The sequence below is a fragment of the Halomicronema hongdechloris C2206 genome (assembly GCF_002075285.3).
Lineage (GTDB): Bacteria > Cyanobacteriota > Cyanobacteriia > Phormidesmidales > Phormidesmidaceae > Halomicronema_B > Halomicronema_B hongdechloris.
In genome coordinates this window covers 1,904,956-1,931,335 of sequence record NZ_CP021983.2, presented here as the reverse complement: position 1 = coordinate 1,931,335, position 26,380 = coordinate 1,904,956, and the positions used below count along the sequence as shown (strand labels likewise).

The following is a 26,380-nucleotide window of genomic DNA, read 5'->3' as shown; positions in this document are numbered from 1 at the left end:
CAGTCAATGCTTGGCACTCACTCCAGTTTTTCGCCACTGATGATGAAGATCGGGTCCATGGCCACAAATACCTGGTGGTTGCCCCGGGTTTCTAGGCAGTTGACGGCGGGTTGGGCGGTTTCTACATTGCCCATGCGCAGTTCGGCAAAGGTTTCTGAGGTGGTGTAGAGATGCTCGAAGTTGCTGGCGGTCACCACCAGGCGGCCCGAGACGGGCAGGTGTTTCCAGGCAGCTTTGAGGGTCTCTTTCAGGGGGCGCCCCCCCTCGACAAACACACAATCGGGGGCATGGGGTAGGTTGGCCAAACAGGCAGGGGCCTGACCTTCCACCACATCGACGTTGGTGACGCCGAAACGCTGGCAGTTCTTGCGGATCAAATCGGCCACCTCGGCATCCCGCTCTACTGCTACGATGCGACCCCGGGGACAGAGGAGCCCTACCTCGACAGCGATGGTGCCGGTGCCGGCGCCGATATCCCACAGCACGGCATCGGGGGTGAGCCGTAGATAGCCCAGCAGTAGCAGGCGCACTTCCCGTTTGCTCATGGGAATCCCCGGCAATTGCTGGAACAAGTGGTCAGGAATGCCAGGGGTGCAGTAGGGCCACAGGGAAGACATGGTGGGGTAACGTGTCAAGGTTAGGCAGCTCGTCTTTATCTGGTAGCTTAGGGTATCGGGATTGACTCAAAGGTTCATACGGGTCATTAGCGGTTCACGGTTGCATTCGGTTGTCATGGATTTAAAGCCAAGGGCGCCAAAGAGCTGCCCAGGGGGGCAGGGGGCTGTCTAATTACGATCGGCTTCATGTGGGCGGGGGCTACTCAGGGGTGAATCACTCGCAGAGTGGTGAGGCTAGGGTCGCTGCAGCCGGTGATGATGCCGCCACTGCGGTGGATAACTTGCAAGGTTGCGATCGCATCACGGCTGATCATTTCCCCTGGTAGCAGTGTAGGAATTCCCGGCGGATAGGGGCAAACACACTCGGCACTGAGATGGCCCTGGGCGGCCTCAATGGGGCAAGCCTGGTTGGGGGCAAAGAAAGCCTGACGCGGTGAATAGGGAGGCACAGAGACCGGCTCCGACATGGTCAGAGTCCCCGTGGGCATTGGCGCCGCCGCGCCCGAACTAGCTGCCAGGGTACCGAAGGCCTGCACTAAGCGGGTTCCCTCAGCCTCCGTATTCCCCAGACTGAGAATGAAGGTCAGATGCCGTAGGGTCGGCAGTTCCGCCGTCACCCCCAATTCCCGATGCAGATACATATCCGCCTCAAACCCAGATAGCCCCAAGCCAGCCACCTCCACCGTCAGACGCGTTGTATCCAGGGTCCAAGCGCCTATCCGCGGCAAATCCGTGGTCTGCAAGGGGCGCAGCCCTGGCAGAGCCGCTATCTGACCGCGCACCCGCTCGGCTAGGGCCAGGGTCTGCTGCAGGTACTGTTGTCCCTGCAACGCCATCTGCTGGCGGGCCGCATCCAAGGAAGCCAACAGCACGTAGTTGGGGCTGGTGGATTGGGTCAGGGCTAAGGCCTGCTGCAGGCGCCGCCAGTCGATGCGATTTCCCTGGCCGTGCAGCATCGAGGCCTGGGTCATGGCTGAGAGCACCTTGTGGGTAGACTGCACCACCACATCGGCCCCCGCTGCCAAGGCACTCGGAGGCAGGGCCGGATGAAAGGCAAAATGGGCTCCATGGGCCTCATCCACCAGCAGTGGCAGCCCTCGCCCATGGACCACCTCAGCAATGGCCGCCACCGGCGAGCAGACGCCATGATACGTCGGAGACGTGAGCAACACGGCCCGAGTCTCAGGAAATTGCTGCAGTCCCCGCTGTATTGTCTGAGGCAACACCCCGTGCACTAAATCCCAATCGGCATCGTAATCAGGCTGCACCCACACCGGCCTGGCCCCACTGAGAATTAAGGCTGAAATCACCGAGCGATGGGCATTGCGAGGCACTAGAATCAGATCCCCCGGCCCGCAAGCGGCCAACACCGCCGCCTCGATACCGCCGGTAGAGCCATTGGCCAAAAACCAGCTGCGCTCGGCCCCAAACGCCTCAGCCGCCAGGGTCTGAGCCGCGGCAATCACCCCCTCAGGAGCGAACAGATTGTCCAGTTCCGGTAGTTCCGGTAGGTCGGCCCGAAACACCGCCGGGCCCAGCAGGGTTTTCAGGGCGGTAGGAATTCCCTGCCCCCCCTTGTGGCCCGGGGCATAGAACCGGGCATGAGCTCGGCCCGCCTGTTCAGCCAAGGCCGTTAACAGCGGGGTATCGGTTTGCTGCAGCCCCCTAGCCATGGTCTAAGCTGCTAGTTAGGCTCTGCCGGTGTCGCCGGAGCGGTGGGCTCATCCTGCCGGGTAGGGTCCGAGGGAAACGGCGTATTAGGCTCCTGGAGTCCCTCTAAGCTGGGATCTAACGGAAACCCCTCTTCCGGCGTCGGGAAGTCTTCCGGCGAGGGTACGGGGGTGGTGCCATCGCCAAAGGTATCGCTGTCAGAGTCTTGAGTGGTCGGGGTTTGCGAGGGATCTTGACCCGGTAGGGTAGCCAGGGCCACCCGATTGCCACCCACCGACCGCAGTAAATCCAAGACATTGACCACATCCTCGTAACGGGCATCACGGGACGCATAGAGCACAATCAAGCCGTTGGGAGCCGTCTCCCGGTGCTGTAGCAGCACATCCCGCAGTAGGGCCAGACTAACTGGCTGCTGATCTAGATAGACCTGGCCAATGGCATCGACACTGACATAGAGCCGCTCACTCTGGGCCGCCGAGGGCAGGGGAGCACCGGTATTAGCTGCCGGCAAGTCTAGATCCAGCGCCTGCTGCCGGGTGAGGCTGACTGCCGCCAAGATGAAGAAGGTGAGGATGCAGAAAATGACATCGATCAGGGGCACGATCTCCAGGCGCACCTCATCCCCGGGATTCTCTAGAAAATCAACTTTCATGCTTGCGTCACCTCAGAATTAGGGCGCTTCAGGCTACGGGCAGAGGGCTGCTGCTTCGCCCAGGCCTGCCGATAGAGCAGCTCTAATTCACTCCCGGATTGCCGAAAGACCTTGGCCTGACCATAGACAAATCCCTGAAATAACCGGTAAAAGGCCAGGCTGACGATGGCGATGACCAGGCCCGTGGCCGTGCTAATCAGGGCTTCTCCGATTCCTAGGGCAGTGCCAGCGGTGGCGTCACTACCCAACTGGCTCAGCTGAATCGAGCCCAAGGAATTGATCAGGCCCACCACGGTGCCAAATAGACCCAGCAGAGGAGACAGGGCAATCACCGCTTCCAGCACCTTCTCGCCTCGGCGCATCGTAGCCAGCTCTTCGTTGGCAGCGGTTTCTAGGGCCAAGCGAAAGACCTCCGGCTCAGGGGTCTGCAACTGCAGTGCAGCCGAGAGGAACCGTCCCATCGGCAGAGGATTGGCCCGTTGGGCAATATCACTGGCGGCCGACCAGTCTCGCCGGGCCGCCTCTAGCACTCGACCGGCCACTTCCCGCTCTCGGGTGAGAATTTTGGACCAGAACCAAATACGCTCAATGATCGTGCCTAGGGCCAAAATGGAGAGGAGCAGCAATGGCCACATGGCAATGCCGCCCCGCGCAAACAACTCAGGAATATTCACGTCTGCCTCCTCGTTAGCCCATCATTATCGGATCGGGATTGGCGTGCCTCTCTAGGGAGGGCACCATCACCCTATCCATTAGCCGCTGTAAAGCATTTCAATTGTAGGGATTCTCAGACCAATCGTATAGCAGGGAACGGAAACTGGAACGATAACCTTGGCTAAGTCTCGATGAAGTACCATCAGTTGTCCTCAGGTGGTGCCGCCGGTTGCATCAGATCGAGCAGGGTATGGGCGGCGCGATCGCACACCCCAGGTTTTCCCAGGGCCTGGCGCATATTGGCATAACCTGCCAGCATCTGTCGCCGCCGCTGCGGATCTTGCAACAGATGAAAAACGGCCTCCCCAATCACCTCAGGCCGGGCCTGCCACTGAATGAATTCCGGCACCACCGGTGTCATCTCCACCAGATTAACCGGGGACACATAGCGGGGGTGAAATCGCAGGATGTGATAAGCAATCCAGGCCGAGAGGGGATTGAGGCGATAAACCACTACCTGGGGCACATTCAACAGAGCGATCTCTAAATTGACGGTGCCCGACTTAGTCAAGGCCACATCCGCAGCAGCGATGGCATCCCGAGACTTGCCATCGACGATGCGAGCCCGCAGACCATAGTCACAGACGGCCCGTTCAATGGCGGGGCGCAAGGCCTCCGAGGCAATAGGCACCAGGTATTGCACCGGCAATCGCCGTTGCAACTGTTGAGCCGCCGTAAACATCACCGGCAGCAGATAGGTGATTTCCTGGTGGCGGGAGGCTGGCAAGAGGGTGACAACGGTCGCCTCCCGGGAGATGCCTAGTCGCTGGCGGGCGGCTTTGGTATTGGCGGGGGCAGGGATGCTATCCAACAGGGGATGGCCGACCCAATCGACACTGGCCCCAAATTTCTCGTAGTAGCGGGCTTCCTCCGGGAAAATGGCCACCACTCGATCGACATTACGGACAATGCGGTGGGTATCACTGACTTTGAAAGTCCAGACCCACTGCTGGGGAGCAATATAGTAGGCCACCGGCATCTCCGGAAAAGTGCGATGCAGATAGTCACTCAGCACCAAATTGGGACTCATGTAGTCGATTAGGATGGCCAGATCAGGTGGATAAGCCTGCAACCGCCGCTTCACCTGCCGTTGCAGAGCCAAAATGGGCAGCAGATAGGGGAGAGCCTCGAAAATGCCCACTGACCCGATGTTAGTGGTATCGCCCCAGAGGGTAGCTCCAGCCTGGGCCATGCGCTCTCCTCCCAGGGCCACGATGTCTAGAGCCTGTCCCCGGACTGCTGCCTGACGATGTAGGGCGGCCACCAGCGTCGCTCCCTGCAAATCCCCCGAGACTTCGCCAGTACTGATCAGAATCCGGAGTGGCCGGGGCGGTGTCCTATCAGCAAACGGGGCCGTCAAGGGTCAATCCTCAGGGGAGTCCGCCGTGCCCCCCCGATGCCCCGGCAAACTACCTCGACGCCCTGGCTGCTGGGAGGCGTGTAGAAAGTCCCGCAGATGGCAGGTTTGTTCACTGGTGAACTGATCCAATTTGGCCAGGGCTATCTCGAAGGATTCCTGGGAGCGGTAGAGCAGGCGGTAGGCCTGCTTCAGCTCTCGCAGTACCTTACCATTGCCTATTTCGGCAATGCCCGAGCGCCGCAGCCCCACCTTATTCAGCCCTCGCACCCGGCAGGGATGGCCCTCCACCACCATGTAAGGAGGCACATCGCGATCTACCCGGCTCATCCCCCCCACCATGGCGTAGCAGCCAATATGGACAAACTGATGCACCCCCAGCATGCCCCCGATCACGGCGTTGGACTCCACCTCGACATGGCCCGCTAGAGCCACAGAATTGGCAATGATCACCTGGTCACCAATGACGCAGTTATGGGCTACATGCACGTAGGCCATCAGCAAGTTGTTGTCACCGATTAGGGTGGCTTCTCCGGCGTGTGTCGCCCGGTTGATGGTGACATATTCCCGAATGCGATTGTTATTGCCAATCTTGACTTGGCTCATGGAGCCGTCGTATTTCAAATCCTGAGTCTCTAGGCCAATGGCAGCCCCTGGAAAGATACGGTTATGGCTGCCAATTTCGGTGTGGCCATCGAGGATGACGTGGGCTCCGATTTCGGTCTCGGCTCCGATCTTGACTTTTTCACCAATGACGGCATAGGGTCCGACCTTAACACTCGGGTGTAGGTCTGCCCCGGGATAAATTACAGCCGTTGGATGAATCAGCGTAGTCAAAGACATGCCTCCGGAGACCAGAGAAGTTCGCTAGGATGCATGAAATAGCAGGATAGCAGCCCCATCAGGCCTGGTTCAGTCCACCACGGAAAACATTAGATCTCCTTCACAGACTAACTGTCCATCTACCACGGCCCGGGCCCGCATTTTGCCAAAGCGCTTTCCCTTAATGTGGGTGAGCTCAGTGGTCATCACCAGCTGATCCCCAGGCACAACCGGTCGCCGAAACCGCACCTTATCGATACCGGCAAACATGCATAATCCCGTCACGTCCGGCATTTGGGTCAGAATAATGCCGCCTACTTGAGCCATCGCTTCCACAATCAAGACTCCCGGCATAATTGGCCGACCGGGAAAATGGCCCTGAAAGTGAGGCTCATTGAAGGTAACATTTTTGATGCCCACGGCTCGCTGGCCGGGCACATATTCGATAATGCGATCCACCAGGGCGAAGGGATAGCGATGGGGCAGAATCGCCTGGATATCTTCCAGAGTAAACATCTGCTGCTGTTCTGGCTCCTGGGCACAGGGCTGGCCAGCTAAGTCTGCCGAAATTGTCTGATGAGACGAATTAACGTTAACCACCGTTGTCATACCATCCGCTTCAATAAGGCCAGGAGGGGCTCTTCTGGCTTACCTGATTCTCCCACTAGACGGCGCTAGGAACCAGCTATCCCCTGATCAACTAGTGTCTTTACCAATTGCACATGCAATTGATGACTTGCTTTGTAGGCTACAACATGGGCCTGGGGTAGCGTTCCCAATAGGCTCAAATCGCCAATTAAATCTAGCAACTTATGGCGCACTGGTTCGTTGGCAAAGCGCAAGGGCGGGTTCAGCCAGCCTTCCGAACCGCAGACCAGCGCATTGTCTAGGCTGCCTCCTTGAATCAGGCCCATAGCCCGCAGCTGCTCGATTTGATCGGCTAGACCAAAGGTGCGGGCCGGTGCGATCGCATCTTGAAAAGCCTCTCCTGCTCCTGGCGCCCAACTGTGCCACTGATTACCAATGGCTGCCAGATCGAAGTCGATGCCATAGGTAAACCGCGGGGTTTCTGCTGGCAAGGCCGCCACAAAGGCATCGCCCCGATGAATCCAGGTAGGGTGAGTTACTCGTAGGATTGCCCGCGGGTCTCCCTGAGAGATCCGACCGGCCGCCTCAATGGCCAGCACCCACTCTCGAGCCGAGCCATCTAATAAAGGCACCTCTGGCCCATCCATCTCGATGCGCCCATTGTCGATGCCCATGGCCGTCAGCGCAGCCAGCAGATGCTCCACGGTGCGGATTGCAGCCCCCCCGCCACCTAACTCGGTGGAGAGCTGGGTCTGCTGCACCGCTGCTACCGTTGCCGGAATCTCAGCCACCTGGGGCAGATCCCGCCGCACAAACCACCGACCGCTATTGACTGGGGCCGGCATCACCCGCACTGTAGTTTGCTGTCCCGAGTGGAGGCCAATGCCGGTGCGTTCAAAGGAAGTTGCCAGGGTCCCCTGGGGCCTTAACAGGGCCCCAGGGGACCCTGGGGATAGGAATGAGGCCGGTGACCCTAGCATTAGAAACGCTCTCCGATACCAAAGTGGATACGAGTATCGCCCTCATCATTAATGCCATAGTCGATCCGAATGGGACCGATGGGCGTCTGCACCCGCACTCCAGCCCCATAGCCAAAACCGTTGCCAGGCTTGCCCCGATCGCCCGCCGGATCTCCGGGTACATTGTCTGAACTGCCCAGATCGGTGCCGGCATCGACAAATAATGCCCCGCCGATGAAGGAAAAGACCGGGAACCGATATTCTACACTGGCCTGCAGGAACCGACTACCAGACCCCAAGTCTCCCTCATCATAGCCCCGGACCGAATTGGTGCCCCCCAGGGTAAAGGCATCATAGGGCGGGACATCCCCCAAGAAGGTGCCCGTTTGCACATTAAAGGCCAAGGCCTCGGGGCCATCGGTGAAATTGGTAAAACTGACAGGAACGTAGTAGCTATAACTGGCCTGCAGTCGGGTCGAGAAAATGCTACCTGAACCGATGGGAATAGATTGCTCCCCTGATAACCGCAAAATGCTGCCCTGGGTCGGGTTCTGCGCATTGTTACGGCGGTCCTGAACAGCGCCTAGCTGTACCGTCCAGAGATCGTCGGCGCCACTATCACTGATGGTCAAGGGATTGCCGGCGGCATCTTCGGTGACCCGGTTGCCATCTTCATCGCGACTAGAGACCCGTTGATACTCTGTGCCCAGGGAGGCTCGCCAGCCATTTCCCAAAGGACGGCTAAAGCTAATACCACTGCCTAGGCGACGAATGCGCACGTCGTCACCGTTGGCTAGGTCGATCTCATTGTCGCCGCCATCGAAGACCAAGGATGTGGAGCGGCGGGCAAAGCCATTCACGGTATAAGAAGTGCGATGGGGATCCCCAGCAATCCAAGGGTCAGTAAAGCTTAGGTCAAACAGTAAATCGTCGAAGCTAAGCTGGGCTTCAGCAGAAAACTTTTGATTATTGCCGCCGAAGTTGTCCTGACGGTAGCTGACCGTGCCAAAGATATCGCCGCGGAAGTTGAAGCCAGCCCCGGCGGCGACGGAGCCAGTAGCCCGCTCGGTAATATCAACAATGACCGTCACCTTACGGGGATCTTCTTGGCCGGGGTTTAAGGCCAGGCGCACATCGTCGAAGATGCCTAAGCCAAAGACATTGCTAAGATCTTCTCGCACCTGGTCCTGACGAAACACATCCCCAGGCTCTGTCTCCATCTCCCGCAGAATGATGTAGTCGTGGGTGCGACCGTCGATGGGATTGCCCTCCTCATCTCGCAACTGCCCTTCGGAATTTCGGAAGCGCACCTGAATATCTTCGATGACGCCCTCAGCCACCTCCAGGGTAACGACGCCATTGGGGTTTACCCTAGGCGCCGAGACCACCTGGGCCAAGACATACCCGTTGTCTTGATACCACTGGTTCAGCTCCAGAATGCCGTCTTGGAAATCAATCAGGTTGAGGATATCGCCGTACTGAGGGCTGAAAATCTCATCCACGACGTCTTCTGGTAGTACCTCGCTGCCCACTACCCGCACGTCGGTCAGCACTGGGTTCGGTTCAACCAGGAAGGTAACTCGCACCCCTAAGGGAGTATCTTCCGGTTCGGCTTGAACATTGGCGAAGAACCCGGTGGCAAAAATATCGTTGATATCTTGCTGCAGTTGGGTGCGGGTGGTGGTGCGCCCCGGGCGAGTAGAGATGGCACCATACACCGCCTGCTCTAGCTCATCCGTTAGCGGCTGCCCAGTGCTTTCCACCTGTAGCTCAGCTACCAATACTCGTGGTTCCGCCGGAGCTTCTGCCGGCTGCTCGTCTTCGGGGTCCGATTCGGGCGCACCTGGTGGTTGGGGGGTGGGCTCTGGTTCTGGTTCTGGGGCAGGTTCTGGGTCCGGGACAGGCTCTGGATCCGGGACAGGCCTTGGGTCCGGGACAGGCCTTGGGTCCGGGACAGGCCTTGGGTCCGGGACAGGTTCTGGCTCCGGGAAAGGTTCTGGCTCCGGGACAGGCCCTGGTTCTGGCTCCACTTCTGGCTCTGGCTCCGGGGTATCGTCGGTGGGTAGCGAGTCCTCGACCTCCTCGGGAGGGATCCGTTGGGCTACCGGGGCAGATGCCGCTAAGATCTCCGGCATGGTTGCCCTAGTTGAGGGATGTACTGTCTCAGCAGCATTGGCCGCTGCCCGCGGGACCGACTTTACCATGTTGACAACAGAGTCTCTGTCTCGCATCGACGGGGATGAACTCTGCCCATTGGCCTCGGGAGCGATCCCCCAGGCGGCTGATACGGTTAATACTGCTAAAAGCGTTGGGGAAAGGCGCATCCTCTAAAACCTGCCTATATGTCCACACCACCCAAGACTTCCCGCCACGAGAGTAACCGCCATCAAGCTTGAGGCGATTGACCGCCAGATAGCTCCCAGCGCATCGACTGCAAACCAGTCCACGCGGTTTCAGCTATGGGGCCAATGTGGTATACCGGGAAACCCCGTAGTCTTAACAAACGGATAAATTGGGTACTAAACGGACAAATTCTACCCCATCGCCGCAGTCAACGTTCGATCGACTGTGCCAGTACCCGATCTAGCACCTGTTGATAGGCAGCCTCTACCTGAGCGAGATCTTGGCGGAAGCGATCTTTGTCCAGGATGCGATCGCAGGGGTCAGTCACCCGACAATCCCACAGCCGACAGGTATCAGGACTGATCTCATCGGCCAGTACCAACCGCTGCTGCGGATCCAGGCCAAACTCCAACTTAAAATCTACCAACAGAATGTCGCACCGTCGGAAGAACTCAAGCAGCAAGCTATTGACAGCTAGGGCCAATCGCCGCAGTTCCTGCACCTGGTCCTCGGAGGCAACTGTCAGTAGCCGCAACCGATCCGGCGTCAGCAACGGATCGCCGAGGGCATCGTTTTTTAGATAAAACTCCACCAATGGCGGCACCAACTCGCTGCCTAGGGGCAGCCCCGTCTGTTTACAGAGGCTACCGGCGGCCCGATTGCGCACCACCACCTCTAGCGGCACGATGGTCACGGCCCGTACCCGCATGTCCCGCTCTGAAATGGTTTCAATCCAGTGGGTGGCGATGCCATGGGCCTCTAACCACTGAAACAGCCGCGTCGACACCGCACAGTTGACATGGCCTTTATCGAGAATCGTGCCCCGTTTTTGGGCATTGAAGGCCGTGGCGTCATCCTTGAAATGGCTGATAAAGACGGTGGGGTCATCGGTGGCGTAGAGAATTTTAGCCTTGCCCTCATAGCGGGCTTGACGGGTAGACATAGGGCCTCCAAACGTATCCCCCATCTTATCTACTTGCTGGTCATCACATGGACACCATCCCAACCCTCGGGGGGTGGGGTGCGCAGGTAGGCTTGGGCCCGATTCAGGTGAACGGCCACGGCCCGATCTGTTGGTCTCAGTTGGGCGGCCGCTTGAAAGAGCTGGATGGCCTCTGGGAAGCACATATCAGTGTAGGCCCGCCGAGCCTGACGGTAAATGTCTAGAAACTCTCGGGTGGTAGCATCCAGGGGATCATCGCGATGGGCGATCAATTCGTAGAGGTTGACCGGTCGCATTTTGCCCTTGACTCGGGTGCGATCGAGCTCCCGTACCCAGATTTGGTCCTTGCAGAGTTCGTAGGTGTGCTCACTGAGGACGATATCACAACCGTATTCTTTGGTGGCCCCTTCCAGGCGGGCGCTGAGGTTGACTCCGTCGCCGATGACGGTATATTCCATCTTGCGGTGAGAGCCAATGTTGCCAGAGACCACTTCCCCAGAGCTAATGCCGATGCCAATGTGGATCTTGGGCTGTTGCTGCCGGATGCGATCGCAATTAAAGGCCGCCAACCGCTGCCGCATATCCAGGGCTGATTGCACAGCGGCCCAGGCGTGGTTCTGTAACGGCAGGGGGGCTCCAAACACTGCCATCAGAGCATCGCCGATAAACTTATCGAGGGTGCCCTCCCAATTAAACACCGCCTCTACCATGGTCTCAAAGTAGGCATTGAGCAGTTCCACCACCTTGTCGGCTTCCAGATTCTCCGTCAGGGTGGTGTAGCCGCGAATGTCGGAGAACAACACGGTAACTTCCCGCCGCTCCCCTTTCATCAGGTGGTCATCTCCCAGGGCCATGACCCGTTCGGCAACGTTCGGGGTCATGTAGCGGTAGAGGGTTGTCTTGATCCGCTTTTCCTGGCTGATATCTTCCAAGACCACCAGGCCGCCTCGCACCCCTCCCTCTGGATTGGTAAGCGGGTTGACGGTGAGATTGAGACTGCGCTCCAACAGAGTCACCTGCTCTCTGCTGTAAGCCTCAGCAGTCAGGGTGCCCCAGGGCCAAAATCGCTGGCTGTCGGCGTCGGGAATAGCGAGTAAAGCAACCTGGTCAGGGGCTGCCGTAATCAGCCCGACGCGCAGAGTCTGTTCTGGCACGTAGTGCTTTGCCCCGTGCGTAAGGCTGTCATTGAGGCGAAACTGAATCGCTTCAATCGGAATTACCTCCCACACTCGGCGACCCAGCAGCTGCTGTTGCCAATGCTCGCGGTCGCCCTCATCACTCAAGGCGCAACCCAGTAGCTCCAGGGCAGCATCATTGATGGTGACGATGCAACCGTCCATGTCCGTCGAGATGACGGCGTCGGAGAGGCTCTGGAGCATGTCCTTCTGGTACTGCTTCTCCAACAGTACCTTCTCGAACAGCGTGGCATTCTCTAGGGCAATCCCGGCCTGGATATTAAAGGCCCGCATAAACTCTTCGTCATAGCTGGTGAAGTTGCCTTGGTGCTTATTGATCAGCTGGGTGACACCAATCAGCCGATTATTAGAGTCTTTCACCGGCATGCAGAGAATATTGCGGGTTTGATAGCCGGTGCGCTCATCGGAGCTCCGATCGAAGCGGGGATCCTCGTAGGCATTGGGGATATTCAGGGGCTCTTCGGTGTTGGCCACATAGCCGACAATGCCCTTGTCCATAGGCAACCGCAACTCGATCATCGACTGGCCATCGGCCGATTTTACCTTCGACCACAGTTCCCGCCTCTCGTCATCGACTAGCCACAGGGTACTGCGATCGGCCTGCATCAGTTTACGGGCTTCTGCCATCACCGACTGCAGGGTTTTCTCCAAGTCTAGACTCTGCTCTAGAGACGAGATCGCCGTCAGCAGAGCCGATACCCCTTTTTGGTTGCGGGCGGCGATATAGAAGGAATTGCAGCTCTCCAGAATGACGGCGATGTGGGAGGCATACTCGCGAAAGCGCTGCTCGTCTTCGTGGTCGAAGGGCAAGCCGGACAGCTTATTCAGCAGCTGCACCACCGCCACCACTTGACCGTGCTTGTTCGACAGGGGCATGCAGAGAATGTGGCGAGTGCGATAGCCGGTGCGTTGGTCGACGGTGGAATCAAACCGTTCATCGGCATAGGCATCGGGCACATTCAGATACTCGCCGGTATCGGCCACGTAGCCGGCGATGCCCTTCCCCATGGGAACTCTAATTTCTAGGGCTTCTTCATTGTCCCCTTGGGCAATCTTGGACCATAGCTCGTGTTTGTTGTGATCCACCATGAAGATGGTGGTGCGTTCTGCCTGTAAGATCTGACCAATTTTCAGGGTGAAGGCCTCTAGAATCTGCTCCAGCATTGTCTCTAAGGCCTCGTTATTGATCATATCGATGGCCTTGAGGAAATGCTCGAATTCGCTGGTGATCTGTTGCAGCAGATCGACAAACTGAGGCGCGGGCAGGTCTTTGACACGGCGAGTCAAGCTGCCTCGCTGATCAACTTGAGACAAGACGGCAAGCATGCTGCGGGAGTTAGGCGTGGCCATGGTGTCGTTTGCACGAGGGCAGTCAACGGTGGGAGCGCTAGAAGCAGCCTCTAAGCCAATCTGGAGGCTAACAACATCAACCTAAAGGTACCCAGAGAACCATTCCTGGTAACTGGGAGGGTAACCACCACAGGAGCATGGTACGGTCACCGCCAGATAGCTTGCTGGTACTCTGGGGCAGAAAGAACGCCTCGCGCGGAAAGGCTGTGTATTGATCAGGATTTCTCCTGCTGTCTTCCCCATGACTAAGGCTCAGGGCAAGCTGCCTTCCTACTTCTGCCTGGGCATACCAGCTGGGACCTTGACCAATATTGACTGTCCCCAGCTATCTGGCCAACGCGATATTTTTTGCTTTCAGCCTATCTCATTTTTCTAGACCCTCTGGCAATTCTGTGGAAATCAGGGAAGACCAGATTGAGGAACGTCATAGACAGATGAGAACACACGCCGACAGCCAACACCTCCGTGGTGGAGATCTCGTTACTGTTTCGCAGACTCGCGGGAGCTACCGCTCCTTGCCTTAGGTTTACCGTATTTAGGGCCGGGGGAACAGCCGTCCAGACTACCATCCGTTGGTCTAGTGGCTGGTTTGGGAGCCAGGGCTATGGAGTTTTCTCGGTGTCGTCGCCACGGTCGGGTTTGAGTAGGGGAAATGCGATCGCATCGCGAATGCTAGCACAGTCGGTCAACAACATCACCAGCCGATCGATACCGATGCCAGCCCCACAGGTCGGGGGCATGCCATACTCCAGAGCCGTGAGGAAATCTTCGTCCACCCCCTGAGCTTCTAGATCGCCAGCCGCCTTGCGGGCCGCCTGCTGTTCAAACCGCTGGCGTTGATCGATGGGATCGGTCAGCTCCGAGAAGCCGTTGGCCGTCTCCCGCCCGGCGATAAATAATTCAAACCGCTCGACTACTCCTGGCTTACTGCGATGGGGCTTCGATAGGGGAGAAATTTCCAGCGGATGGTCCATCAGAAACGTGGGTTGAATCAAGGTGGCTTCGATGGTTTGCTCAAACACTTGATTCAGCAGCTTCCCCAGCGAGTCACAGTCTTCCACCCCATGCAAGTTCAGCTGCTTGACTGCCGCCTTGGCCTCCGCCAGAGTGGCAAATTGGTGAAAGTCTAGCCCCGTATGCGCCTGCACCAGCTCATGCATGGTTACCCGCCGCCAGGGAGGGCTGAGGTCAATGGTGTCACCCTGATAGGTAATGCTCAGAGTTCCCAGCACCTCTTGGGCAATGGTGGCCACCATCTCTTCAGTGAGTGCCATGAAATCGTGGTAGTCGGCGTAAGCCTGATAAAATTCGACGCTGGTAAATTCTGGATTGTGGCGGGTAGAGACCCCTTCATTGCGAAAAATGCGGCCAATTTCGAAGACTTTTTCAAAGCCGCCCACGACCAACCGTTTCAGGTGCAGTTCTGTGGCGATGCGCAGGTAGAGGGGCATCTCCAGGGCATTGTGATAGGTGGTAAAGGGGCGCGCCTCTGCCCCTCCGGCGTCGGTTTGAAGCACCGGCGTTTCAATTTCTAAAAACCCTCGATCCTCTAAGTAACGACGGATACCAGCAGTAATCAAGGCTCGCTGGCGAAAGGTCTGGCGCACCTCGGGGTTGACGATCAAATCCACATAGCGTTGGCGATAGCGCTTGGCCACATCGGTGAGGCCATGCCATTTATCGGGTAGGGGCAGCAAGGATTTAGTCAACATGGCATACTGCTGCACCTTCACCGATAGTTCCCCCTTCTCGGTGCGCTTCAGGGTGCCGTGGGCGCCGAGGATATCGCCCACATCCGTGAGGTGCTTCAGGTGATTGAAGGCCTGGGGATCCCTGTCCGCCATGCCCTGTTGAATGGTTTTCTTGTCGAGGTAGAGCTGAATGGTCCCAGTTTCGTCCTGGAGCCCAAAGAAGGCCAGCTTACCAAACACACGCCGGGCCATAATTCGGCCTGCTACAGAGATCTCCACATCCAACTCTGCCCCCGCGTCTAGGTCGGCATACTTGGCCTGTAAATCAGCGGCGGTGTGGGTGGTGGTCCATTTATAGGCAAAGGGATTGACACCAAGCTGCTGTAGTTGCGCTACCTTGTCGAGGCGAGCGGCGCGAATGTCCTCGCGTGAGGAACCACTGTGGGCATCCGATGAAATGGAATCTGAGGCCATAGGTAAGAAGCAACACTAAGCAACGACAGACCCTGCGATCGCAACCAACAGATTACTATCACGGTTCTGGAGAAAAATCGTAAGCTCCTATTATAAGAGAGAGCCAGCGGCGAGACTCATGACGATTTAGGCCAGAGATAAACTACCCCAGATACCCAGGTCAGCACCACCGCCAGCCAGAAACTGACCTGAGCAATGTCTGGCCAGGGAGCAGGCAACGGGGCTAGCAGCAGGGCAATGGCAAGGATTTGCACCCCGGTTTTTGCCTTTCCCCACAGGTTAGCGCCCGGCACCCCTGCGGCCTGTAGAGTCGGGGTTACCCGCCAGCCCGCTACAGCTAATTCTCGAGCCAGGATCAAAAACACCCCCCAAGCTGGCAATACCCGTAGCTCCACCAAAGCTATCAAGGGGGCTAGCACCAATAACTTATCGACTAGGGGGTCTAAAAATTTACCTAGATCCGAAACTTGATTCAGGCGGCGGGCGACATAGCCATCTAGCCAGTCAGTTCCCGCTGCCAGCAAAAAAATCCCCAAGGCTAGCCATTGCTCGGTTGCGGTCGGCGACTGCAGCCAGTAGAGCAGTAGTGGCACTGCCAATAGGCGTGAGGCGGTAATTTTGGTAGCAAGGGTCATTGCGGTAACTGGGGAGTCCCAGGACGGACATACATCGGGAATGCGGCGCTGCCCCTTCTACAATAAGAGGCGATTTCAAGAGGCGATTTCATTCATGGAGATGATTCCCCTGACGCTGACTGCCCTTTCCCTACCCATTGCCTCTCCGCAGCCTGATGATTGGCTAGTCGTCGCTCTCCACGGTTGGGGCGCCAATGCCAGTGACCTGGTAGGACTCACCAGTTACATCACCCTGCCAGGGGTGCGCTTTTCTTTCCCGGAAGCTCCCTTTGCCCATCCCTATGCCCCAGGGGGACGAATGTGGTACGACTTGCCAGCCCAATTTAATGCCGATGCTCCCCCTGCTCTACATCAGCAATCTGATCTGCAGGAGAGCCGTCAACGCCTTTCCCAGTGGCTGCGATCGTTACCAGAGGACTCCGGTATTCCCTTAACCCGCACGGTGCTGGCTGGCTTTTCCCAAGGGGGAGCCATGGCCCTAGACGTGGGCTTGAGCTTACCCCTAGCCGGATTGATCATCCTCAGCGGTTACTGCCATGGTCCGTTGCCAGCCACCGTAACGCCTCGCCCCATTGTGATGGTGCACGGAACTTTTGATCCAGTGGTGCCGCTGGCCCTAGCTCAGCAGGCGCGCGCCACCCTACAGGCAGCAGGGCTATCGGTGCAATACCACGAATTACCCATGGGGCACGAAATTTCACCCCAGGCATTGACCCTAATCAGGACAGCGTTGACTCATCTGAGTGGGAAGCCTCAGGACTCTGAAAGGCGATCCTAACCTGTGGCTTTCCTAGTAGCTTCAAGCGGTGTCCCCGGTCAACCCTAGAAGATGCCCCCAGGAAAAACGGTAGCGTTCGCGCTGGACTGACAGGACTTGTGGGTTTGCCGAGGTGACTTTACAAAGAATTGACGCGAACTCACCATGACCTAGGTGCCTAGCCGATAGCATAAGCAGTGAAACAGCATCTGCTATGCAGATAGAAGGGGGATAGTTATGACGACCTTACATGTGTCCCAGGAGACGATCTCCGAAATGACACCGGAGTCCGTCGCAGAGCTGGCTAAGCGCCTGGAGCAAGACGCCTATGATAATGCCTTTGAAGGGCTGCAAGACTGGCATTTACTGCGGGCAATCGCCTTTCAACGCCCAGAACTCGCGACTCCCTACGGGCACCTCCTGGATATCGAACCCTTTGATGAGGCGTAGGGCGCTAAGGCAGACGCCAGAGGACAATAAGGGAGTGTCCGTGCGACCTGATACATGCAGCCTTGCCCTCTAGTCCATGGCGGTGTTATGTCTGCCGCAGAGTATTAGGCAATCCATTGCTGAAGATGCAGTTGAATCAGACGCGGCGGGTATTAATAGGCATAGGAGGGGGCATCGCTGCCTATAAGGCGGTAGGGGTAATTTCTACCCTGGTGAAGGAAGGGGTGGAGGTACGAGCCGTGCTGACGGAGGCGGCCCAGGCATTTGTCACTCCCCTGACGGTGGCGACCCTGTGCCGCCACCCTGCTTACACCGACGCTGATTTTTGGCAGCCAACCCACGCTCGCCCCTTGCACATTGCTCTGGGAGAGTGGGCCGAGGTGCTGGTATTGGCACCGCTGACGGCCAATTCCCTGGCAAAGCTGGCCCTGGGATTGGCCGATAATTTGTTGACTAATACGGTTTTGGCGTCGACGGCACCGCTATTGCTGGCCCCGGCGATGAATACCGATATGTGGTGGCAACCCTCGGTCCAGCGCAACTGGCAACGGCTGCAACAAGATCCCAGAAGTCACTGGGTCGGTCCCGGGGCCGGACGATTGGCTTGCGATCGCACCGGCCCGGGTCGCCTAGCAGAACCGGCTCAAATCCTGGCCCATATTCGATCTCTGCTACACACCCAAGGGGACCGTGACCTGAGCGGACAGCGGGTTGTGATCAATACCGGTAGTACCCGCGAATACCTAGATGCCGTACGCTTCATCGGCAATCCAGCCAGTGGCAAGATGGGCATTGCCCTAGCTCAGGCAGCTTACCATCGCGGGGCCCAAGTGACATTGATTCACGGGTCGGTCGCCGCCGAATTGCTGCAGCCCCTAGAGGGCATTGAGACCATTGCCGTGACCGATGCCGAGGCGATGCAGCAGGCAATGGTGACTGTCTTGCCTCAGGCTGACTGGATCTTCTTAGCGGCGGCTGTCGCTGATGTAAAGCCAGCCCAGTCATTTCCCGAAAAACTACCCAAGGCTAAATTGCCCGAGGCGTTGCCTTTACTACCAGTGCCAGATATCGCCGCCGACCTGGCCCGGCGCAAACAGCCTCACCAGCGCCTGATCGGCTTTGCCGCTCAAACAGGTCAGGTGGTTCCAGCGGCTATGGCCAAGCTCCAGGCTAAGGGGTTAGATGCCATCGTCGCCAACCCAATCGATCAACCAACCGGTGGATTTGGCTCCGATTGGAACCAGGCGGTGGTGTTGGATCGTCATGGAGGGCAACAGGCAATGGCGCTGTGTCCCAAATTGGAGTTGGCCCATCACTTGTTCGATCATCTGATCCATCGTTTGGCCACCTAGGCGTGATTACGGGAAGCACCTTGCTTGCTTGCAGGCAATCGTTAGCCATGGCCGATGGTGTCAAGTAGCCTAGGCGACCGTCAATCTCGGTGGCCACTCTAAGATTTAGCATCTACCGATACAGGCTTCGTCAGCGTAAGGATCCTGCAATCCCAGGGACCAAAAAGGTCGCTGGTCTGGTTGCAGGTGCCCATTGGGCTGCTTCAGCTTACCGGATATCAGGGTTTCTGCCGTAAATGTTTGTAGCCTAGTTAGCATCTTCTCCGTAAAAATCCGTAGTAGCTTCATACTAGGCTGAGGCAGTTCAAAGATTAGACGAATTGCTCGGTAATTTTAACCAGCTCTGAAATGCTGGCCCCTAGGATAAGACTGAACCGATGCCTAACGAGTTTAAGGAGGCAGAAGGCGAGCGTGGTTACAGGTCCTAATCTTTCTATTCCAATGACCTCTCAACAACCCTCAGCTGCAGATGCTTCACCTCTACTAGGAGGTCGTACCAATCCGGTGATTGCCCAGTCGGCTGCGGCTGCGGCTCCTCTGCATCCATCGGTGACTAGCTCTTGGAAGCGCTTGATCGATGTGGTGGGTGCCCTGGTGGGGTTGGTCCTGACGACAATTATTGCCATCCCCATCGTCATTGCAATTCAGTTCGATAATCCCGGTTCGATTCTTTACAGCCAAGTCCGCTGTGGTCACCAGGGTAAGACCTTCCGTATCTGGAAGTTTCGCTCCATGGTGCGCGATGCGGATCGCCTGCAGCACTTAGTCAACAACGAGGCTCAGGGGCTGATTTTTAAGAACAAAAACGATCCCCGCATCACTCGTGTTGGCCGCTTTCTGCGTCGCACCAGTCTCGATGAGCTCCCCCAATTCTGGAACGTGCTGATGGGGGATATGAGCTTGGTGGGAACCCGTCCCCCGACCGTCAGTGAGGTGATGCAGTACCGCCGTCATCACTGGCAACGGCTGCATGTTAAACCCGGCATCACCGGGGAATGGCAAGTCAAGGGGCGTTCGGGAGTGAATGACTTTGAACAGATCGTTGCCATGGATGTTAGCTACCAGCAACACTGGTCTGTTTGGTATGACCTGAGCCTGATTATGCAAACTATCTTGGTGGTGCTAACCCGTAAGGGAGCTTACTAAAGAGGTCATCGGTTCACCCTAACCTCGTTAATCTCAGGGTCACCCTCTACGGCGGGTGACTTTTTTTGGCCAAGGTTTTGCAGCCGCATGCCGAGGAATGAGGGGGGCTAGACCAAGCAACCGGCATGGTGCTTTGGGCAGTGGCAAACCCATCAGCCTGCCGCGGCTAGTCTACTGAGCAGGCAGTCATGTTCTAAGCTGACTGACCAATGCCATAAAAAATTCTGGGGCTGACCGGAGTCAGCCCCAGGGTTGCTGATTTTAGGGAGGGTAATTATTCAGCCTCTGGGGTTACCCCGTCAGCCCCTGAGTCGGGTTCTGCGATTTGCGATCGCACATATTGCAGCACATCCGAGGAGGGAAATAGACGGATTTGCTGCAATTGTTCATCTAGGGCTGGATCATCATTAGACCGCATTGCCTGCAGCAACCATTCCAGGGAGAGCACCTGCACCGAGATATCCTCAGCCGTCACCTCGGCATTTTGCTGCAAGAATCGATCCAGCAAAGACTGCAGATCCTGCCGCGAGAAGAAGACTGGCAGAGATGACTGACCATTTTGATTAATTGTGAGATAGGGACCATCGCTGCCCTGACGGGCTAAGAACAGGGGCACGCCCCGAAACTCTTCCTGGAGGGTAGTAGCTGCTTGCAGTTCATCTTCCTCTGGGAAATACATCAGAGGCACTTCCCCCTCGTCCGTCTGGGTCTGCTCATAGAGGGTGCCCAGATCCAGCAGTGCTATCTGAGCATTGGTGTCCTGTTCCCGGGCGTTATCCAACGCCTCTTCAGCTTCTTGGGCATCCATGAATACCACAGGAAATTTAGCATCCTGGCGCTCTTCAGAAGGGGACACCGTCAGCGGCTGCCCATCACCATTCAGGATTAAGAAAACGGGTACTCGCTCTAACTTGGTGACGATTTCACTTTGGGGTAGGGCTAATGCTGCGGATTGTCCTATCACCATTCCCAGGGTGGTGCTACCTAACAAGCCCCAAACTGCTGTGCGAATCCAAGTATTCATAAGGTATTGACCGCTAAAACTGCGCCTATAACTGCATCGAAAACTGCACGATGAAACTGTTTCAGCCAAAGCTAGTGACCGCAACAGCTCCTGTGCATCAGCCTTTTCAAGATACTAAACCTTTTAGCACTACTGCGGCTGACTGGGACACTCTCTACATCGGCTAGCACTATATTGGCTAGCAGTACATTGGCTAGCACTATACCAACCAGGACTGGCTAAGCGGTTTTCAAATCGGGATGACAGGATTTGAACCTGCGACATCCTGCTCCCAAAGCAGGCGCGCTACCAAGCTGCGCTACATCCCGTAAGACTCGTCCCCTAGTATAGCCCGCTTTCTCATGGGGGCCAATGGTTATCAATCAGCTCATCACCTATTCCGTTGGTTTAGCGATAGCATCGGAGCACAGATTTAGACCACTGTTCTCCGAGTTCATGGTAATGCGCCCGTCCAATTGGAACTTGACAGAATTGCCTGGCCTCAGTCCCGAGCACTGTCATCAACTGGCTCAAGTAGGCATCCACACCACCTTAGACTTATTCAGCTACGGCCAGGCCAAATCGACCCGTCAGCAGTTAGCCACGACACTGCGTCTGACCCCACGCTACGTCAACAAATGGATAGCGTTAGCCGACTTAGCCCGGCTACCCAGTGTGGGATGTCAATACAATGGATTGTTGCTGCATGCTGGTATTGCTTCGGTGGCCCAATTGGCACGAACGTCTCTCAGTCGCTTACATCCCCTGGTGAAGCGGCTACAGGTCGCAACCTTACGCCGCTCTGATCTTTGCCCTGGCCCCGCTGAGATGGCCGTGTGGATTCGAGAAGCCCGACTGTTGCTGGCTAGTCAGGATACCAAAACATCCCCTTGATTCCCTCTGGGTCTGGCATGAATCCTAGATTGCGGTAAAACTCGACGACATGAGGATCTGCAAACAGCGTGACATTGCTGATGTCTGCATTCCTCAGGGTCTTAATCAGTTGCTTCATCAATGCCTTGCCCAGCCCCTTGCCTTGAAAATCTGGATGGACGACCACATCCCAAATAGTTGCATTGAAGGCGTGGTCTGAGGTAGCGCGCGAGAAGCCGATGAGTCGTCGCCGCGCTCCCCGTTCTTCCCACATGGTGACGACGACAAAGCTGTGTTGAATCGCCTTTTTCACCTTGCGAATCGGGCGACGGGCCCAACCGACGGCATCACAGAGCTCCTCTAATTCATAGAGATCGAGATCACGATCGGTGCTAAATATGATACGACTGTTCTCATCAGCGTTGGGGAGATCGGCTAGATAGCCACGCGACGGCAGGCCTTTGGGCGACGCGGCAGACTCAGACCCGAGAAATAGACTCTTCCAAAAACCCATGCAGGCGTGAACAGCTTAGATTAAGGATGGGAAAATCACTAGACTAGTATATCTTCTCGAAACCGTCTCCCGATGGAGGTAGGGTCTTCTGGGCCATCAAAATCCTTACTAGACAGACTGGACAGATACTAACTCCCTTTTTGGTCATGAGTACGCTGACTTGGCACAATCTCTTGTTGCCGCGTAGTGTTAAAGCAACTGACGTCTATTCCCACCTATGGCTGCTGGCTTGAAATCGTCAACCTTGGAACTGCTTAAGCGCTTTAACCGCGCATTCCCTCAGTTTTATGAGCAGTTTGTGAGCAGTGAGATTCAGCTGCAGAATCTACGATTAGCCTATCAGCTCTACAAGAGTAAGAGAGCCATTATCGAATTAAAGCCAGAGGGCAACCGCAGTGCGCTGCATTTTGCCTATCGCAATCAGTCATTTTTACTCAGTGACATCTTCGGGGTGCTGGCAGCCTATGGCTTAACCATTCATAACCTCAGTCTATATGGGCAGATTCATCCTCCCATGTTGGTGTTCATCAAGTTAGTAGTGTCTCGGGGCGGTAAGACCCTGGCGGGCACTACTGCTGACAATGTCTGTCGGGCCGTGCGAGAGGCGTTGGCGGGCCACTTTGAAGTGGAAGAGATGCTGACGGTTGAGTTCAATCTAGACGCTGGATTAGAGGAAGTGGAGACAGAGTTCTATGTGGACCCCGTATTTCACTTACCGGCCCTATTGATTGAAGCGGATAATCAGCCGGGGCTGTTCTATAAGGTGATGTATGCCATCTGGCAGGAAGATTTGCTGGTGGTGAATGCTAATCTTCTGGTGTGGCGGGGACGTACCCGACTAATTTTGTACTTATTGGGACCGAACGAGAGCTTGATCCCTGACTATCTGGGCCAGAAAATTGCAGAGGGGGTCCGATTTCGGCTGCTGGGCACGATGAACTAGTTTCTCGTGGCTCCCTAGTGGCCCTTCCGTTGCCTACTGGCTGCGAACGTGTACTGCTTACTGCTTACTGCTGTCTATTGGCCTTTTAGGGCCAGCCTCGCGCTAAGATTAAGGGATGACCCGTGCAACCATTCTAGGGGTACCTCACGAATACTCCCTCACGCCTCCCACCTCTGCTGGAGCCGTTTTAGTGTTTATCCACGGTTGGTTGCTGAGCCGTGGATACTGGAGTCCCCTTGTTCAGCAATTGGCGTCTCAGTGTCAATGCCTAACCTATGATTTGCGAGGGTTTGGCCACTCCCAAGGAGATTTGCAGCAGCATTGTTCCCACATTCCGGCAGTTGCAGGGGAGTTAGGGGCATCTACGTCTCCCTTTAGCTTGGCCGCCTATGCTGGGGATTTAGGAACGCTGCTAGCTACCCTAGGGCTGAATAAGGTCTGGTTGGTGGGCCATTCCCTGGGGGGAAGCATCGCCTTGTGGACAGCCCTCTGTTACCCAGAGCGGGTGCGAGGTGTCATCTGTCTGAATGCGGGGGGAGGGATTTACCTAAAGCAGGAGTTTGAGCGGTTTCGCCAGGCAGGGCGCCAAATTGTGGGATTTCGTCCCGCTTGGCTACGGTATTTTCCCTTTCTGGGCTGGCCGTTTACCCGTTTAATGGTGGCACGACCCTTGGACTATCGCTGGGGCTGGCAGCGGCTGTTGGATTTATTGCAGGCGGATGAGGCAGCAGCCTTAGGGGCTTTGTTGGAATCTACCACGGAAGCAGAAGTCCATCGCTTGCCCCAGGTAGTGGCTAGTCTACGGCAGCCGGCTTATTTCATGGCCGGGGCGGCAGATCGGGTGATGGCTCCCCGCTATGTTCATCATTTAGCTAGTTTTCACCATCTCTTCGATAGTGTTGACAGCAATGTGATCGAGTTGCCTCGGTGCGGTCATATGGCCATGGTGGAATGTCCTGAGCAGGTGGCAGAGCATATTCAGGCACTGTTGGTGCGCCATCAACAATTGGTCAACTCGGGAGTTGACAGTCAGGAGATCTTGCACCAGAGCCCGAATACCTCTAAAAATGGGTAGGGGGGATTGGCCCATGATACGCATGGGATAGTGCTACTACCAACGGCTGCCTCTGTGTTCCTGTGACTGTTGTAAGGCAGTGGCTTGAATGATGGAGACGGTCTAGGTTGCATACCCCTCTGAATTTATTGCTCTCGTTTCGAAGACTGCTCTGACGCAATCAATCTTGTGATTACTATGCTGAATCATGCGATCGCAACGCTACAGGCCTGGTTTCCGGCCCCTGCCGTAGAGGCTCACTGCGACGGCCCTTGCGGCGTTTACGACCCGTCTTCTGCCCGCATTGCCGCCGAAGCGGTATTGTCCATGACCAAGAAAATCGTGGATCTCGACCTCCCGGCTGCTGGTGACAAGGGGGGACAAATTGCCTATCACAACACCCTGTCCCGTTACATTGCCATCAAAGAAGAGCAGGCTCAAATTGCCAAAGATGAGGTCCTAATTCTCTGGACCGACTATTTCAAACCGGTTCACCTAGAGCAGTTTCCTGATCTGCACGATACCTTCTGGAAAGCGGCCAAGCTGTGTTCTGCCTGTAAGGTAGAAGTGAGCCTCCAGCATGCCCAAGAGCTCATGGAGACAGTCCAGAAGATTCACAACATGTTCTGGACGTCTAAGAGCCGTGATATTCCCTGGTACACGGCCAGCTAGTATCCAGGATTGCCTCTAATCAAGCCCACTCGGCTACGGAGCAGCCGTCCTCGGGATTGGCTGCTCTTTCTAGTGTGCCGGCGGCGACGATTTCGGGTGACCGGGCGCTCGATGCTCCCCCTGCTCTTCCCTGGGCAAGAGGTTCTAGTGGACCCCACCGCCTATCGCCGCCCCACTGGTGCCCCCCGGCTGGGAGACCTCGTCATTGCCTATCATCCCTATCGTCCTGGCCTGCGCTTGATCAAGTATGTGGCTTGGCATACGGAGGCCGGATACTTTTTGCAAGGATTAAACCCAGCAGAAAGCAGCGACAGCCGGGAGTTTGGGCCAGTCACCCGAGAACATCTCCTCGGGCAGGTTGTCTGTCGCTTTCCCTAGTGCTCTTGGGTTAGGCAGGATTGTCCTAGCTGCCTTCCCGGCGAGAATAGAGGGAAGGCGATAGGAATGGACAATTACTATCTGCCCTGAGAGGTCAATTCCTCAGGACCTAGGCAGTCATCATCATCACCCTGCGCTGTCATCTCCTAGAAGGCAGCTTCCTTCTGTAGCAGGGCTTCGATGGTTAATCCGGGTTGGGCCTGGCCGTCGAAGACAGTGCCAATCTGGCGGCCTTGAAAGTGGTCGAGGGCTAAGGCATAGGCCTGATCCGGCAACGGCACATACCCGACTACCTGGACCAGATGGCGGGCATTGGCCAGATAATACTCGACGAAGGCCTGCAGGTGAGGATTCGCCTCGGCAGCGGCAGCATTGACATAGATAAACAGGGGACGGGCGAAGGGTTGATAGGTGCCATCCCGGACGGTGTCATCTGAAGGCAAGACTGGTCCCTCGCCCCCATCGATGGCTAGGGCTTTCAGGGCCGCTCGGCTTTCCTCGTAATAGGCATAGCCAAAATATCCGAGGGCATTAGGATCGGTGCGGACCCCACGGACTAGTTCCATGTCATCTTCGCTGGCGGTGTAATCTTGCCGACTCTCTCCAGATTCCCCCGTGGCGACTTCCGTAAAGTAATCGTAGGTGCCGGAATCTTCGCCGGGCCCATAGAGATTAATCGGCTGATCAGGCCAGGTCTCTCTGATCTGTTTCCAGGTGGAAATAGTCCCCTCCGCCTCTGATTGCCACAGGGTTTGCAGCTCTTCTAGGGTAATATCATTGGCCCAATCGTTGTCTCGATGAACTACCACAGTGAGGGCGTCGTAGGCTACCGGCAGTTCTATAAACTCGATGCCGGCAGCCTTGCAGGTTTCCATTTCATCAGGGGTAATCGGGCGGGAGGCATTACTGATGTCTGTTTCCCCGGCACAGAACTTGCGGAAGCCGCCCCCGGTGCCCGAGAAGGAGACAGTAATAGGGGGAGCAGCGGAGTGCTCGAATTGAAACTCTTGGGCTATTTCGTTGGTAATTGGATAGACCGTGCTAGAGCCATCGATGGTAATTGCCGCGCCATTGGCTGCCTCGGCACCAGAATCTGGGGTCGGTGCCTGGGAGCACCCCATACTGAGAAGAGTCAGTGCCGTAAAGGCCCCTGTAAACCTTGCTTTAATCATCGGCATGATCCAAACATCAAGTATTTTTGATATGCCGTGATCATTTCAAAGAGT

General features: G+C 56.5%; 26 protein-coding genes and 1 tRNA gene. 10 read left to right on the top strand and 17 right to left on the bottom strand.

Translation table 11 applies throughout. From position 1 onward, the window contains the following. Window positions 1–17: 17 nt before the first annotated feature. The 9 genes from cbiT to XM38_RS08765 form a co-directional block, all read right to left on the bottom strand. A complete protein-coding gene (gene cbiT, locus XM38_RS08805) occupies window positions 18–617 on the bottom strand; it encodes a precorrin-6Y C5,15-methyltransferase subunit CbiT (RefSeq protein ID WP_080811982.1) in 600 nt (199 codons plus the stop codon). Between the two features lie 203 nt (window positions 618–820). Beyond that, on the bottom strand, window positions 821–2,290 hold the full coding sequence (locus tag XM38_RS08800; RefSeq protein WP_088429549.1) for an aminotransferase class I/II-fold pyridoxal phosphate-dependent enzyme: 1,470 nt from the start codon (window positions 2,288–2,290) through the stop codon (window positions 821–823). An 11-nt stretch (window positions 2,291–2,301) separates the two neighbouring features. Then, window positions 2,302–2,940: an ExbD/TolR family protein gene (locus tag XM38_RS08795; protein ID WP_080811984.1), complete on the bottom strand. Its 639-nt coding sequence runs from the start codon at window positions 2,938–2,940 to the stop codon at window positions 2,302–2,304. Continuing rightward, on the bottom strand, window positions 2,937–3,614 hold the full coding sequence (locus tag XM38_RS08790; RefSeq protein WP_080811985.1) for a MotA/TolQ/ExbB proton channel family protein: 678 nt from the start codon (window positions 3,612–3,614) through the stop codon (window positions 2,937–2,939). Before XM38_RS08790 ends, XM38_RS08795 begins: the two co-directional genes overlap by 4 nt. A gap of 182 nt (window positions 3,615–3,796) precedes the next feature. Continuing rightward, window positions 3,797–5,014, bottom strand: coding sequence for a lipid-A-disaccharide synthase (gene lpxB, locus XM38_RS08785; protein ID WP_080811986.1), 1,218 nt, complete (start codon window positions 5,012–5,014; stop codon window positions 3,797–3,799). Between the two features lie 3 nt (window positions 5,015–5,017). Beyond that, window positions 5,018–5,848, bottom strand: a complete 831-nt coding sequence (lpxA, locus tag XM38_RS08780) for an acyl-ACP--UDP-N-acetylglucosamine O-acyltransferase (RefSeq protein WP_088431601.1) — start codon at window positions 5,846–5,848, stop codon at window positions 5,018–5,020. 75 nt (window positions 5,849–5,923) lie between these two features. Beyond that, window positions 5,924–6,442 (bottom strand): 3-hydroxyacyl-ACP dehydratase FabZ, encoded by a 519-nt coding sequence (fabZ, locus tag XM38_RS08775; RefSeq protein ID WP_080811988.1) that lies wholly within the window; start codon window positions 6,440–6,442, stop codon window positions 5,924–5,926. 65 nt (window positions 6,443–6,507) lie between these two features. Next, window positions 6,508–7,401 carry a UDP-3-O-acyl-N-acetylglucosamine deacetylase gene (lpxC, locus tag XM38_RS08770; protein WP_080811989.1) on the bottom strand — a complete coding sequence of 298 codons (894 nt, stop codon included), beginning with the start codon at window positions 7,399–7,401 and terminating at the stop codon, window positions 6,508–6,510. After that, window positions 7,401–9,515, bottom strand: a complete 2,115-nt coding sequence (locus XM38_RS08765) for a BamA/TamA family outer membrane protein (RefSeq protein ID WP_225889243.1) — start codon at window positions 9,513–9,515, stop codon at window positions 7,401–7,403. The genes lpxC and XM38_RS08765 overlap by 1 nt, the downstream gene beginning before the upstream one ends. Here XM38_RS08765 and XM38_RS26885 point away from each other — a divergent pair. Then, on the top strand, window positions 9,514–9,711 hold the full coding sequence (locus tag XM38_RS26885) for a hypothetical protein (protein ID WP_225889242.1): 198 nt from the start codon (window positions 9,514–9,516) through the stop codon (window positions 9,709–9,711). The genes XM38_RS08765 and XM38_RS26885 overlap by 2 nt on opposite strands. A 220-nt stretch (window positions 9,712–9,931) precedes the next feature. On the opposite strand, the gene purC is transcribed toward XM38_RS26885, so the two are convergent. The 4 genes from purC to pgsA form a co-directional block, all read right to left on the bottom strand. Then, on the bottom strand, window positions 9,932–10,666 hold the full coding sequence (gene purC, locus XM38_RS08760) for a phosphoribosylaminoimidazolesuccinocarboxamide synthase (RefSeq protein ID WP_080811991.1): 735 nt from the start codon (window positions 10,664–10,666) through the stop codon (window positions 9,932–9,934). A gap of 29 nt (window positions 10,667–10,695) precedes the next feature. Next, window positions 10,696–13,212, bottom strand: coding sequence for an adenylate/guanylate cyclase domain-containing protein (locus tag XM38_RS08755; protein ID WP_080811992.1), 2,517 nt, complete (start codon window positions 13,210–13,212; stop codon window positions 10,696–10,698). A gap of 602 nt (window positions 13,213–13,814) precedes the next feature. Continuing rightward, window positions 13,815–15,377 (bottom strand): lysine--tRNA ligase, encoded by a 1,563-nt coding sequence (gene lysS, locus XM38_RS08750; RefSeq protein ID WP_080811993.1) that lies wholly within the window; start codon window positions 15,375–15,377, stop codon window positions 13,815–13,817. Window positions 15,378–15,493: 116 nt separating this feature from the next. Further along, window positions 15,494–16,012 (bottom strand): CDP-diacylglycerol--glycerol-3-phosphate 3-phosphatidyltransferase, encoded by a 519-nt coding sequence (gene pgsA, locus XM38_RS08745; RefSeq protein ID WP_080811995.1) that lies wholly within the window; start codon window positions 16,010–16,012, stop codon window positions 15,494–15,496. Window positions 16,013–16,106: 94 nt separating this feature from the next. On the opposite strand from pgsA, the gene XM38_RS08740 reads away from it, so the two are divergent. From XM38_RS08740 to XM38_RS08725, 4 genes are all read left to right on the top strand, one after another. Next, window positions 16,107–16,790: an alpha/beta hydrolase gene (locus tag XM38_RS08740; protein ID WP_225889241.1), complete on the top strand. Its 684-nt coding sequence runs from the start codon at window positions 16,107–16,109 to the stop codon at window positions 16,788–16,790. 216 nt (window positions 16,791–17,006) lie between these two features. Beyond that, a complete protein-coding gene (gene isiD / locus XM38_RS08735) occupies window positions 17,007–17,219 on the top strand; it encodes a protein IsiD (protein ID WP_080811997.1) in 213 nt (70 codons plus the stop codon). 125 nt (window positions 17,220–17,344) lie between these two features. Further along, window positions 17,345–18,571 carry a bifunctional phosphopantothenoylcysteine decarboxylase/phosphopantothenate--cysteine ligase CoaBC gene (coaBC, locus tag XM38_RS08730; RefSeq protein ID WP_080811999.1) on the top strand — a complete coding sequence of 409 codons (1,227 nt, stop codon included), beginning with the start codon at window positions 17,345–17,347 and terminating at the stop codon, window positions 18,569–18,571. Window positions 18,572–19,012: 441 nt separating this feature from the next. Then, window positions 19,013–19,717, top strand: a complete 705-nt coding sequence (locus XM38_RS08725; protein ID WP_080812002.1) for a sugar transferase — start codon at window positions 19,013–19,015, stop codon at window positions 19,715–19,717. Window positions 19,718–19,991: 274 nt separating this feature from the next. Here the strand turns inward: XM38_RS08725 and XM38_RS08720 are convergent, their stop codons facing one another. Together XM38_RS08720 and XM38_RS08715 are read right to left on the bottom strand one after the other, a co-directional pair. Beyond that, window positions 19,992–20,741, bottom strand: a complete 750-nt coding sequence (locus XM38_RS08720) for a Tic22 family protein (protein ID WP_080812004.1) — start codon at window positions 20,739–20,741, stop codon at window positions 19,992–19,994. A 234-nt stretch (window positions 20,742–20,975) separates the two neighbouring features. Next, window positions 20,976–21,049 (bottom strand) — tRNA-Pro (locus XM38_RS08715). A 133-nt stretch (window positions 21,050–21,182) separates the two neighbouring features. Here XM38_RS08715 and XM38_RS08710 point away from each other — a divergent pair. Beyond that, on the top strand, window positions 21,183–21,614 hold the full coding sequence (locus XM38_RS08710) for a DUF4332 domain-containing protein (RefSeq protein WP_080812006.1): 432 nt from the start codon (window positions 21,183–21,185) through the stop codon (window positions 21,612–21,614). Here the strand turns inward: XM38_RS08710 and XM38_RS08705 are convergent. Continuing rightward, window positions 21,586–22,107, bottom strand: coding sequence for a GNAT family N-acetyltransferase (locus XM38_RS08705; protein ID WP_080812007.1), 522 nt, complete (start codon window positions 22,105–22,107; stop codon window positions 21,586–21,588). The two genes, XM38_RS08710 and XM38_RS08705, sit on opposite strands and share 29 nt — an antisense overlap. 217 nt (window positions 22,108–22,324) lie before the next feature. Between XM38_RS08705 and XM38_RS08700 the strand changes: the two genes are divergently transcribed. The 4 genes from XM38_RS08700 to sodX all read left to right on the top strand — a co-directional run bounded on the left by XM38_RS08700 (window position 22,325) and on the right by sodX (window position 25,154). After that, complete coding sequence (locus XM38_RS08700) at window positions 22,325–23,050, top strand: hypothetical protein (RefSeq protein WP_080812009.1); 726 nt, start codon at window positions 22,325–22,327, stop codon at window positions 23,048–23,050. 115 nt (window positions 23,051–23,165) lie between these two features. After that, window positions 23,166–24,125, top strand: a complete 960-nt coding sequence (locus XM38_RS08695; protein ID WP_080812011.1) for an alpha/beta fold hydrolase — start codon at window positions 23,166–23,168, stop codon at window positions 24,123–24,125. Between the two features lie 177 nt (window positions 24,126–24,302). Continuing rightward, window positions 24,303–24,776, top strand: a complete 474-nt coding sequence (gene sodN, locus XM38_RS08690; protein ID WP_080812012.1) for a superoxide dismutase, Ni — start codon at window positions 24,303–24,305, stop codon at window positions 24,774–24,776. 9 nt (window positions 24,777–24,785) lie between these two features. Next, window positions 24,786–25,154, top strand: a complete 369-nt coding sequence (sodX, locus tag XM38_RS08685; RefSeq protein ID WP_225889240.1) for a nickel-type superoxide dismutase maturation protease — start codon at window positions 24,786–24,788, stop codon at window positions 25,152–25,154. A gap of 146 nt (window positions 25,155–25,300) precedes the next feature. Here the strand turns inward: sodX and XM38_RS08680 are convergent, their stop codons facing one another. Then, window positions 25,301–26,326, bottom strand: coding sequence for a PstS family phosphate ABC transporter substrate-binding protein (locus tag XM38_RS08680; protein ID WP_202978856.1), 1,026 nt, complete (start codon window positions 26,324–26,326; stop codon window positions 25,301–25,303). Between the last annotated feature and the right edge of the window lie 54 nt (window positions 26,327–26,380).